Source organism: Persicitalea sp., assembly GCF_041751555.1.
In the GTDB taxonomy this organism is placed as follows: Bacteria; Bacteroidota; Bacteroidia; order Cytophagales; family Spirosomataceae; genus Persicitalea.
The window spans coordinates 1-10,795 of record NZ_JBGSXF010000628.1 but is presented as its reverse complement, the minus strand read 5'-3'; the positions used below and the strand labels follow the sequence as shown (position 1 = coordinate 10,795).

Sequence of the window (10,795 nt, the reverse complement as noted above, 5' to 3'; positions counted from 1 at the left end):
AGCCAAGAAGCCTGACCTGAATGCCACCATTCGGCAGCGCATCGACGAAGGCACACTCATCCTGAACTACACCGGGCACGGCGGTGCCACGGGCTGGGCCGAGGAACAAATATTGACTCTTGCCGATATGCAGACTGTACGTGGCTACGACAACCTACCGCTACTGCTGACCGCTACCTGCGAGTTTGGCCGCTATGACGACCCGGCCCTGGTTTCCGGGGCCGAACTCATGGTACTCAGTCCACGCGGTGCGGCCATTGGCGCGCTCACAACTACGCGTCCGGTGTTCTCAAGTACCAATTTTTCCCTGAACCAGGCTTTCTACGAAGCCTTGAATGTCGCCGACGCTACTACACGCCTGGGCGATCTGATGAAAGCTACCAAGAATAATAGCCTGAGCGGTAGTTTGAACCGCAACTTTGCCCTGCTTGGCGATCCTTCGATGAAATTGGCCCGGCCCGCGTACGAGGTTGCCTGGAGCACGCCGCCCGACACGTTGGGTGCGTTGCGGCAAGTCACATTGCGTGGTAATATTTTACAAAATAAAAAAGTGGCCGAAACCTTCGACGGCACGGCTTACGTCACGATCTACGACAAGCCCGTCCGCTTCCGTACCAATGGAGAAGGCGGAGCTGTGGCCGCTTACGACGAACTGCGCAACAAACTCTACGAAGGGCAAGCCACCGTGCAAAAGGGACAATTCACAATCAGTTTCGTGGTGCCGCGCAACATCGACTATCGCTTCGGATATGGGCGGGCGAGTATTTACGTCCAGCGGAACGATGGTCTAACCGATGCCGCCGGACAACTGGCCCTAACCGTGGGCGGAGCCGCGCCGGAAGCGAACGATCGGACGCCGCCCGAATTAACTGCCTACCTCAACGACAGCACTTTTCGCGATGGGCAAACGGTAGCGGCCAATTCGATTTTGTGGATAAAAGCATTCGACGACAGCGGAATTAGTGTGTCGTCGGTTGGCCTGGGGCAAAACCTGACCGCGACGCTGAACGACACTGTGACTTATGTGCTCAACGATTACTTTCAGGCGCAGCCGGACAACTTCCGACGCGGAACGATCCGCTTCCCATTGGACAACCTGCCGCCGGGGAACTACACTTTACGCGCAAAAATCTGGGACAATTACACGAACTCCGCCGAACGCACGTTACGGTTTGTAGTTGGGGTAAAGGCTGGTATTATCTTGAACTCCGCCGATTTTTTTCCAAACCCGTTCGACGATCGGCTTTCCTACACAATAGAGCATGACCGTTCCGGTGAAGATCTGGAAATAACCGTCCGTTTGATAACTTTGTCTGGTCAAGTTGTCCATACTTCCCGCCAAATTTATTATAATAGCGAGCCGAAAATCACCGAAACGCTGCAATTTGGCCCGAATAGTGCTTTAGTTTTTCCCGGCAGAACCTTATACTTGTACGACCTGCAAATACGTTCTACCAAAGATCAAACGACCGACCGACGAAACGGAAAACTACTGCGTGTCCGCTAGTTGAGCTGAATTCCAGTAGATATTTTGAAGGTTTCGGTACTTTCGTCGTAGATTTGAACTCCGCTATCTGAAAATTGCCCTTACATAGTCAAACCAAGGAAATATGAATCGTTTTTTCGTTAGTTTATCCTCCGTGCTCCTCCTTTGCGGTAGTTCCATGACCGTAGTAGCTCAAACTGTTACGGGTCAGGATACGACCAACCGAATTCCTATTACTTCGCTGGCATTCTTAAATTTTGCCCCCGACGCCCGCTCTGCTGCTCTTGGCGACGCAGGAGTTGCTCTCAGTCCCGATGCCAACGCTACCTACTGGAATCCTGCCAAACTACCCTATCTGAAAGACGATTACGGTGTTTCGCTTTCCTACACACCCTGGCTGCGTAACATCACGGACGATATGTACTTTACCTACCTTTCGGCTTATAAAAAAGTGGCCAAAGGACAAGTTATAGCTCTACAAGTCAACTACTTCGATCTGGGCTTATTAGAATTCAGAAACCAGCAGGGTGCTTTGACGGGTACTTTTCCCTCCCGCGAATTCATGGGCGGCCTGACCTACGGGCGGCAGTTGGCCGAGAATTTCTCGGTGGGTGTTACGCTGAAATACATTAACTCAAATTTAGCTGGTACTGGATTAGTCAACGGAGTTTCCATTCGCCCGGCGGCTACGGCGGCAGGTGATATCAGCGCTTATTATAAGAAGGAGTATAAGAACGATGAAATTGGCAGTAGCCTGATCTGGTCGTGGGGTGCTATGATTTCCAACCTGGGCGGTAGGGTATCCTATGGTAGTGATGACAAGTACTTCATCCCAACCAACTTTAAGCTGGGTACCGGAATTTCCTATACTGCCGATGGCCGCAACCGCTTTAACTTTGTGTTAGATGCCAATAAATTAATGGTTCCCACGCCACCCGTCTACCAGTTACAGGGAACGCAGCAAGTGGTAGTACGTGGCCGCGACCCAAAAGATCTTTCGCTGTTGGGCGGTATTTTTGGCTCGTTTGCCGACGCTCCCGATGGTTTTAACGAGGAATTGAAAGAAGTGATGATTTCAGCGGGGGTCGAGTACTGGTACAATGATATCTTTGCAGCTCGCTTTGGCTATTTCAGCGAAAGCCGGATGAAAGGTGACCGCAAGTACTTCACCGTTGGTTTCGGTGCTCGTTTCCAGCAGAAATACAATGTGGATTTTGCTTATCTCATGCCGCAACGGCAGGGAAGTCCGCTGGCTCAAACGCTCCGTATTACGTTGATGGCCAACTTGAAAGCCAAAGATCGTTCCGCGATTCTGGAAGATATGGAGAATTGATTTTCTAAATAAAAAGTACATTATGAATGACGTCCCCGTTGCGGGATGTCATTCTTTTTTTATCCCCGAACCATGATTTTGGACCGAACTATCGCCCCGCCTTTCCGGGTCATTCAGAATATTGAACTCCCTCCTGCCGAAACTCTGACATTGGACAATGGTCTGCCACTACACATTATCAATATAGGAGATCAGCCCGTCGTGCGGATCGAATGTATGTTCGAAGCGGGCAACTGGTCGGAGTCCAAGCCCGGCGCGGCGCACTTCGCCGTGAAGATGCTCACCGAAGGCACCGCCGCTCGCTCCTCCGCCGACATCAGCGAGGCCTTCGACCGCGTGGGCGCGTTCACCGAAATGAAGAATACTTTCGACCAATCGGGCGTCGTAGTCTACTGCCTGGCGCGCTTTCTACCCGAGGTGCTGCCCATCGTGCAGGAAATACTTACCGACGCTACTTTTCCCCGGAAAGAGTGGGACGACCTGCGCAACATCAACTTACAGAATCACCGTGTCAACTGGGAGAAGAACGCCTACCGCGCCACGGCCCTTTTTCGCGAAAAACTCTTTGGGCCGGAGCATCCCTACGGGCGCGGACGCACCGAGGAGAGCATCAGCACCATGGCGCGGGAGGATGCCCTGACGCATTACCAGGCTAATATACAGCAATCAAAGTACCGGGTTATTTTATCAGGAAAAGTAGGAAGGGAGGAAATTGCCGCCGTCAATGCTTTCCTGGGAACAGACAAAGCACGAGCGGACGCCGAAGAACCCACCGCCGCCACTTTCCCGATTTTGCCCGGCCAGAAAACGTCCATCGTCGATCGGCCCGAGAGCATTCAGTCGTCGATTCGACTGGGCAAGCGGCTTTTTAACCGCCACCATCCCGATTATTATCAGATGCTGGTCGTAAGCGAAATTTTGGGTGGGTACTTCGGATCGCGGCTGATGAAGAATATTCGGGAGGAAAAAGGGCTGACCTACGGTATTTCGTCTAGTGCCTTCGCCTTCCGGCAGGATGGCTACTTTGTCGTTAGCACCGATGTGAAGAAGGAATTTACCCAACAAACGCTGGACGAAATCCGCAAGGAAATCAGAGTTCTACAAACGGTCCCAGTACCCAAAGAGGAACTGCAAACGGTCAAGAATTTCCTGGCCGGAGAATTTGCCGGGTCGCTGAACACCGCTTTCGACGTGGCCGACCGCCAGAAAATCCTGATTACCGACGGGCTACCGGCTGACTTTTACGACCGCTACATTTATCAAATCCACGCTACCACCGCCGAGGAAATTATGGCGATCGCTCAAAAACACCTGGCCCTCGAAGACATGACTGAAGTAGTTGTCGGCGGGAAATAGTGGTGTAGAGACGCGATTTATCGCGTCTAGCGCGCGCCAGCCCGCATAGAACCAGTCTGCGTAGAAAAAATGCCCCGCAGCGTAAGCCGCACAAACCGCCGCCGCCGCCGCGCCACGGGCAAAACCAAACCATCAAAAAGAATCACTTGCTGACCATCATATTCGGCAATGGCTTCTTTGTTGACCAAAGCCGAACGACTCACCCGCAGGAAACCTTCCTTACCCAGGCGTTCGTGGATGATTCGCAACGTGACAGACAGCGTCAGCTTGGGACGATCGGCAAAATGTACCTGGGTGTAGTTGCGGTCGCCCTGGCAGAAGACGACCTCAGCGGCTGGTACGGCGGTGTGGGCACCAATGTGGACGCTTGCTGGCTGAGGGTTCGTGGAGGAATTCATACGGCTGAATTTTAGTTTTCCACTTTCTATCAAACAAAGGTCAAAAAGGTAAGGATTCTCTTGCCGATTGCTTTTTCTGTTTGGTTCCTAGACGCAATAAATCTCGTCTCTACCAATGACGTAACCTATTTATGCTAATTTTAAGTATCGACACTTCCACGCGCGGCTGCTCGGTGGCGGTACACGCCAGTGGGCAACTCCTGGCTGCCTACGACTTGCTGACGGAGCGGATGTCTTCGTCTTTGCTCACAATCCTGATGAAAAATGCAGTGGAGCAAACCGGACACACGCTTTCTGACCTCGATGCTGTAGCCGTGGCGAAGGGGCCGGGTTCATACACCGGGCTACGCGTGAGTGTCTCCACGGCCAAGGGGTTGTGCTATGCGCTGGATAAGCAGTTGATTGGCGTAGAAACCTTGGCTGCTCTGACCGCGCAGCTTACGGCGTTCTACCCAAAAGATTACCTTTTCTGCCCCATGATCGACGCCCGGCGGATGGAGGTCTTCGCCGCTGTATTCAGTACGAATTTGGAAAAAGTACAGCCTACGCAAGCTGTTATTCTGGACGCGGATTCTTTTGCTGAGGTATTGGACAAGTACCCCGTCGTATTTTTCGGCGATGGTGCGGCTAAGAGTCGTGCGTTGCTGGCGGCGCACCCGAACGCTCACTTTCCCGACCAACTGGTGGAACCTTCGGCCCGCACGGTGGGTACTTTGGCGACGGAGGCGTATCAACTGGGACGGTTCGAGGATTTGGCGTCGTTCGAACCCTATTATTTAAAAGATTTTGTGGGGACGAATAAGGTGAAGTGATTTTCCCCTACATTTTCCCCTGAACCAAGCTACCTGCAACCATGACTCCCGACGCCGCTTTCCAAATCGCTAACGCCCTCGTCCTGCCACAGTGGCTGCTGATGATTTTCGCACCGCGCTGGTTCGTCACACAGTTTTTAATAAAGTCGTTTCTGATTCCGGTAGTGCTGGCGGTGTTCTACGCCTACTACCTATTCTCGGGCGGGCCACCCGACTTCGGGGATTTCGGTTCGCTGGAAGGCGTAAAGAGCTTGTTCCAAAACGGCGGCGATGGCGCGATGCTGGCGGGCTGGATTCACTACCTGGCCTTCGACCTTGTCGTTGGCAGCGTGGTACTGCGCGACGCGCATGAGCGGGACATTCCGCACTGGTGGATAGTGATACCCATTTTTTTCTGCTTTATGCTTGGCCCGGTGGGGTTGCTGCTCTACTCGATCGTCAGAACGATCAAGATCAGAAAATTGGCCTAATCGCGATCTGGGAAGCGAAGGTATAAAGCGTGAATTACCAGAGCGAAGCCGTCAGCGAACCAATCCTGAATTTAACGTAAGTCTGGGCGAGCAACGCTAGTTTGCGACTGTCGGGAACGCGAATGCGCTCTTCCTGAATGCGGGCGGCGGGGAGACGTTTTATTTTGTTAAATAACGTGCAGTAGTAAACGTAGGCGAGATACACGCCCTGTCGCGCGCCTCTGGGCAGTTGCAGGATAGCTTTGTAAGCAGCATCAAAATCAGCCTGGATGTCGGCCTCGATGCGTTCTTTGGCCTGCGGGTCAAAGGCTTTGAAGTCCACACCGGGAAAATAGACGCGGCCCCGATCCTGAAAATCGCTCTTGAGATCACGGAGAAAATTCACTTTCTGGAAAGCCGCACCCAGGCGACGCGCGCCCTCACGAAGGTGGTCGTGCTGTGTGGCGTCACCCTCGCAGAACACACGCAGACACATTAGACCTACCACTTCGGCTGAGCCATAGATATATTCTTGGTAGCCACCAGGCGTGTACTCATGTTCGTAGAGATCCATTTCCATACTATGTAGGAAAGCCTCGATCAGTTCGTGTTCGATACCGTACTTGTTGACAACCAACTGGAAGGAATGGAGAATGGGATTCAGGCTGATTTTCTCTTCGATGGCCTGGTAGGCATCGGCGCGAAAGCGATCCAGCAAGTCTTTCTTATCAAAATCGTGGAAGGTATCCACGATTTCGTCGGCATAGCGCACGAAGCCGTAAATGGCGTAGATGGGTAGATGAAACTTGCGGTCGAGCGTGCGGATGCCCAGCGTGAAAGAGGTGCTGTAATGCTCCGTAATGATCTTGCTGCATTGCAGGCTCGCGCGGTTGAATAGTTCCAGCATAAGGTCGGCCGTAGTGGGCTTGGGATAATTGGGTGTCAATATAACCTGCTTTTGGCGGAGTTTGTTAAGCAAGTGGGCATTTGACGGTTGACAGATGATAATGTACTGTCTCTTTTAGGGCAATATTTGTGCAGAAAACGCTTGTTATTTAGCAATCGGTGCTTTTTTTTTCAGAGGAAATTCTTTTTCCACTTCCTTTGCTACTACCAGGCCCGAGATGAGGGAGGGCGGTACGCCAGGGCCGGGGACAGTGAGTTGTCCGGTGTAGTACAGGTTCTCCACTTTTTTATTTTTCAGGCTCGGTTTTAGAATGGCTGTCTGTCGCAGCGTGTTAGCCAGGCCGTATGCATTGCCTTTGAAGGCGTTGTAATCAGCAATGAACTCTGAATGGGCGTAGCTACGCTTGAAAACTACGTGTGGGCGAACGGATTCGCCGACATAGGCTTCCAGGCGTTCCATCACCAAGTCGTAGTATTTTTCCCGCACAGCCTCGGTATCGCCGCTCAGCCCCGGCGCAACGGGGATCAGCACGAATAGGTTTTCGCTGTCTTCAGGAGCAACGCCCGGATCAGTCTTGGATGGAGCGGACACATAGAACAGGGGCCGCGAAGGCCATTTCGGGTCTTCGTATATTTCGTGGGAGTGCAAGGCAAAGTCCTCGTCGAAAAATAGATTGTGATGCGTTAGCTTGGGTACTTTTTTATTGATTCCCAAGTAAAACAGCAACGATGAGGGGGCCATGACGCGCTTATCCCAGTAGCCTTCATTGTAGTTTTGGTAGGGTTCGGCCAGAAGTTGGGTGTCTACGTGGTGGTAGTCGGCCCCGGCTACGACGATGTCGGCTTCGTAAGTGCCCTCAGCGGTCAATACGCGATCGGCACGGCCTTCCTGTACGGAAATATGTCGGACGTTTTGGTTCAGAATAATTTTTACGCCCATTTCCTCAGCCAGGGTCACCATGCCGCGCACGATTTCGTGCATGCCCCCCATAGGGTACCAAGTACCCATCGTCATCTCGGCGTAGTTCATCAGGCTGTACATGGCGGGTGTTTTCTGGGCTGTGGCACCCAGAAATAGGATCGGAAATTCGACGAGTTGCAGCAGCCGAGGGTCTTTAAAGAATTTCCGCACGTGGGTGGCGAAGGATTGGAACACATCCAGCCGTGTTACGTCGTAAAGTAGTTTCAAACTCAAAAACTCCGATACTCTTCGACTGGGTTTCCAGACGAAATTTTTGATACCTACCTTGTATTTGTAGGCCGCCTGCCGCAGAAATTCATCCAATCGCTCCGCGCTGCCCGGCTCGATGGACTCAAACAGGTTCCGCAGTCCGGGCATATCTGCCGGTAAATCCATATCCTGCGTTGGCCCGAAGACGACTTTGTAGGAAGGGTCAAGACGCACAAGATTATAATAGTCCGATGGCTTCTTACCAAATTCGGCAAAGTAATCCTCGAAAATGTCTGGCATCCAGTACCAGCTTGGCCCCATGTCAAAAGTGAAGCCGTCTGCTTCGAACACTCTTGCCCGACCGCCGGGGACATCGTTTTTTTCCAACAGCGTGACATCATAACCCCGCTGCGCCAGCCGCGTGGCGGCGGACAGCCCAGCGAAGCCTGAACCGATGACGATAACTCTATTCAATGGGGAATTGGTGATTTAGTGACGGGGTCGCCCGGCGATGTCGAAATAATTTGTTCAGCTGTGTGCTCGGATTCTGACAAGAGACAGGATGGTACTACGTAAAGAGGAATTATTGAACCGAAAAAATTCTGCACGCAAGTTAGACAGCAAAATGACTTTTAAAAAAATAAAAAGTCAGACGACACGCGCCTGACTTTTTGTAGAATGGCTGGATGAGCTCAGAAGTTCTGCCGCACACTAGGTAATCTAATATTCCGACAGGCACTAATTCAAAATTGATATTAATCCAGCCGCGAGTACACGCTTAGCATCCGTTTCAGATCCTTGCGGGCGATGTGGATACGGTTTTTAACGGTACCGATCGGGATTTCCAGCTTGGCAGCGATTTCGTGGTACTTGAAACCCCGGAAGTGCATCATGAATGGCGTTTTGTAGGCGCTGTCCAGCGACTCAATGGCTTGGGTAATGTCTTCCAGCGCAAAGGCCGAGTAGGCGTGGTTGTCCGTACTGTTGTTCGCCGTGTTGATATAGTGCAGATTGTCGGTAGTATCTATGAAAGTCTTCCGCCGTACCATTCGCTGGTAGTTCGTAATGAACGTATTCTTCATAATCGTGTACAACCATGCCTTCAGGTTGGTACCGTCGGTGTACTTGTCGCGATTAGTGAAGGCTTTAAGCATCGTGTCCTGTAGCAAATCGTTCGCATCTTCGTTGTCGCGCGTAAGCCTCAGGGCAAAGGGACGCAGCGTTTTGGAAACCTGGTCCAGATTGTATGTGAATTCAAGAGCTGTCATAGTAGGTAGTAGATTTTAACGGCTTTGTTTTGTTGAACCAAAATTAGTAAATGTTAAACAAGATTCCAAATACTTACCTTGTTTATTTACAATTTACGAACGTAATATGGTGGGTTTTAATGTCAAACGAACAGAAATTTATCAAAAATAAGCCGTTACTGTATTTAAATAGTATTTTTTTTATAGGAAAATTGAATATTTAAGGCATAAATCACAGAAAACATATTTGTGAAGTATAAGGCCAGTTTTTGGAGAAAGCGTTAAACAACCGTTCCCGTCATGCTTCGATCTTGTCGTACTGAAATTCCAACGGATCGGGGTACAAGAAAATGTAGTGTAGTTGATGAATGATGTTATCGGAAGATACGCGTTTGAATGGCTCGGGAACCTCTGGCTCCGTAAAAGTTGGTAATTCCCAGCCGTGGTCCAGGCAAGATTTTTCGTAGATTGCGCGGCGTGTGGGGTGTTCGGGGGCTACTGCGTTGTAAGTTTCGTCGCTGATTCCTCGCGTCAGTAGCTCGCTGATAATCGCCGCCACATCGTCGCGGTGAATGTAATTGACCGGGACATTGCCTGTCGTAATACCTTGCCTGCCCCGTACGTATTTACCCGGAATACGGTCGTAGCCCATCAGTCCCCCGCAGCGAAGAATAGTTACGTTTCTGCCCTTATCCCTCAACGAGACCATGATTTGTTCAGCTTCAATTAAACAAGGTGAGGCTGATTCCTCCGGCTTGGTTACGTCCTCTTCGACCATGACGCGGCTCAACTCGGGGTAGACCGAGGTCGAACTGACATAAATTATTTCAGAGACCGGAGATTTTTCGATCAGTGCGGTCAGATTTCGCATCTGCCGGGGATGGAAATCCCCGCCTTGCTTCGACAGCCGGGGCGGGATGTCCACAATAAGAGTGTCTGCCTGTAGTAGCTCCGACCAATTGCCACCCTTGGGCTCAGGGTCAAGGATGGCCTCACAGGCTTCAATACCGGCCTCGCGAAGCATAGGTAGTTTTCCATAGGAAGTAGTACTGCCTCTTACTGTGGCGTAGCCTTGTTCCAGCAGGCGTACAGCTAAGGGAAACCCCAGCCAGCCGCAGCCGACGATACTTATCGTTTTGTCATTTTTCTCGGACATAGGGACTGCAACTTTTTAGCTACTTTTGCGTGTTCGACCAACGTGTTCTCCTATTTCGAGTGAATGTACCCCAACCGAATTTTTGTTTTTCTTGGCCTTGCTCTATTCCTGGCGGGCTGCGACTCCCTTACCGACCGCGAACCTGACCTCAGTGGTATCCAGGCAGAAGTAAAAATGGAGCCGCTCGAAGATGCGCTGTTTGCCTGTGAGAGCGTAGCGGAAGTAAAATCGTTCCTCGGTCGTCATCCTTATCTCCAACAGGTCTACTTCGAGGGATACGGACAGGATACAGCATTAGCCAGTAGCCTTTACGGGCAGATACGAAATAATGAACTGCGAAGTTTCAAATACCAGGTAGATTCTTTGCTGGGCAATAAGGAAGGCAAGATAAAAGAACCCCTGGAAAAGGCCTTCCGACATCTCAAATACTACTACCCCGATTTCCAACCACCACGGGTAGAAACTATTGTAACGGGCTTCC

The 10,795-nt window shown here is 51.2% G+C and carries 10 protein-coding genes and 1 pseudogene; 6 read left to right on the top strand and 5 right to left on the bottom strand.

The features are described 5' to 3' along the window. The 3 genes from ACEW8P_RS22245 to ACEW8P_RS22235 all read left to right on the top strand — a co-directional run. Positions 1-1,507, top strand: a 1,507-nt coding sequence (locus ACEW8P_RS22245; protein ID WP_373515265.1) for a C25 family cysteine peptidase, incomplete at its 5' end; no start/stop codon positions are given. 103 nt (positions 1,508-1,610) lie between these two features. Further along, entirely contained in the window at positions 1,611-2,819 is a 1,209-nt protein-coding gene (porV, locus tag ACEW8P_RS22240; protein ID WP_373515264.1) for a type IX secretion system outer membrane channel protein PorV, read from the top strand. A 72-nt stretch (positions 2,820-2,891) separates the two neighbouring features. After that, positions 2,892-4,175, top strand: a complete 1,284-nt coding sequence (locus ACEW8P_RS22235) for a M16 family metallopeptidase (protein WP_373515263.1) — start codon at positions 2,892-2,894, stop codon at positions 4,173-4,175. 26 nt (positions 4,176-4,201) lie between these two features. Here the strand turns inward: ACEW8P_RS22235 and ACEW8P_RS22230 are convergent, their stop codons facing one another. Further along, positions 4,202-4,573: a LytTR family DNA-binding domain-containing protein gene (locus tag ACEW8P_RS22230; RefSeq protein ID WP_373515262.1), complete on the bottom strand. Its 372-nt coding sequence runs from the start codon at positions 4,571-4,573 to the stop codon at positions 4,202-4,204. 131 nt (positions 4,574-4,704) lie between these two features. On the opposite strand from ACEW8P_RS22230, the gene tsaB reads away from it, so the two are divergent. Next, the gene (tsaB, locus tag ACEW8P_RS22225) at positions 4,705-5,385 is read left to right on the top strand and encodes a tRNA (adenosine(37)-N6)-threonylcarbamoyltransferase complex dimerization subunit type 1 TsaB (RefSeq protein ID WP_373515261.1); all 681 of its coding nucleotides are present in this window, start codon (positions 4,705-4,707) and stop codon (positions 5,383-5,385) included. 41 nt (positions 5,386-5,426) lie between these two features. Next, entirely contained in the window at positions 5,427-5,855 is a 429-nt protein-coding gene (locus ACEW8P_RS22220) for an ABA4-like family protein (protein ID WP_373515260.1), read from the top strand. Positions 5,856-5,889: 34 nt separating this feature from the next. Here ACEW8P_RS22220 and ACEW8P_RS22215 read toward each other — a convergent pair whose 3' ends face one another. The 4 genes from ACEW8P_RS22215 to ACEW8P_RS22200 form a co-directional block, all read right to left on the bottom strand. Continuing rightward, positions 5,890-6,741: a phytoene/squalene synthase family protein gene (locus ACEW8P_RS22215; protein WP_373515266.1), complete on the bottom strand. Its 852-nt coding sequence runs from the start codon at positions 6,739-6,741 to the stop codon at positions 5,890-5,892. Positions 6,742-6,885: 144 nt separating this feature from the next. Beyond that, positions 6,886-8,385, bottom strand: a complete 1,500-nt coding sequence (locus tag ACEW8P_RS22210) for a phytoene desaturase family protein (protein WP_373515259.1) — start codon at positions 8,383-8,385, stop codon at positions 6,886-6,888. A 281-nt stretch (positions 8,386-8,666) separates the two neighbouring features. Further along, positions 8,667-9,179 carry an RNA polymerase sigma factor gene (locus ACEW8P_RS22205; RefSeq protein ID WP_373515258.1) on the bottom strand — a complete coding sequence of 171 codons (513 nt, stop codon included), beginning with the start codon at positions 9,177-9,179 and terminating at the stop codon, positions 8,667-8,669. Between the two features lie 277 nt (positions 9,180-9,456). Continuing rightward, positions 9,457-10,314 carry an NAD(P)H-binding protein gene (locus ACEW8P_RS22200; protein ID WP_373515257.1) on the bottom strand — a complete coding sequence of 286 codons (858 nt, stop codon included), beginning with the start codon at positions 10,312-10,314 and terminating at the stop codon, positions 9,457-9,459. Positions 10,315-10,377: 63 nt separating this feature from the next. Between ACEW8P_RS22200 and ACEW8P_RS22195 the strand changes: the two are divergent. Then, positions 10,378-10,795: pseudogene (locus tag ACEW8P_RS22195) on the top strand (hypothetical protein); the annotation flags it as partial.

What these genes read in the sequence shown, in the direction of transcription:
- ACEW8P_RS22215 (WP_373515266.1), bottom strand. Translation starts at nt 6,741, where the DNA reads ATGCTGGAACTATTCAACCGCGCGAGCCTGCAATGCAGCAAGATCATT.
- porV (WP_373515264.1), top strand. Translation starts at nt 1,611, where the DNA reads ATGAATCGTTTTTTCGTTAGTTTATCCTCCGTGCTCCTCCTTTGCGGT.
- ACEW8P_RS22230 (WP_373515262.1), bottom strand. Translation starts at nt 4,573, where the DNA reads ATGAATTCCTCCACGAACCCTCAGCCAGCAAGCGTCCACATTGGTGCC.
- ACEW8P_RS22200 (WP_373515257.1), bottom strand. Translation starts at nt 10,314, where the DNA reads ATGTCCGAGAAAAATGACAAAACGATAAGTATCGTCGGCTGCGGCTGG.
- ACEW8P_RS22205 (WP_373515258.1), bottom strand. Translation starts at nt 9,179, where the DNA reads ATGACAGCTCTTGAATTCACATACAATCTGGACCAGGTTTCCAAAACG.
- ACEW8P_RS22220 (WP_373515260.1), top strand. Translation starts at nt 5,427, where the DNA reads ATGACTCCCGACGCCGCTTTCCAAATCGCTAACGCCCTCGTCCTGCCA.
- ACEW8P_RS22235 (WP_373515263.1), top strand. Translation starts at nt 2,892, where the DNA reads ATGATTTTGGACCGAACTATCGCCCCGCCTTTCCGGGTCATTCAGAAT.
- tsaB (WP_373515261.1), top strand. Translation starts at nt 4,705, where the DNA reads ATGCTAATTTTAAGTATCGACACTTCCACGCGCGGCTGCTCGGTGGCG.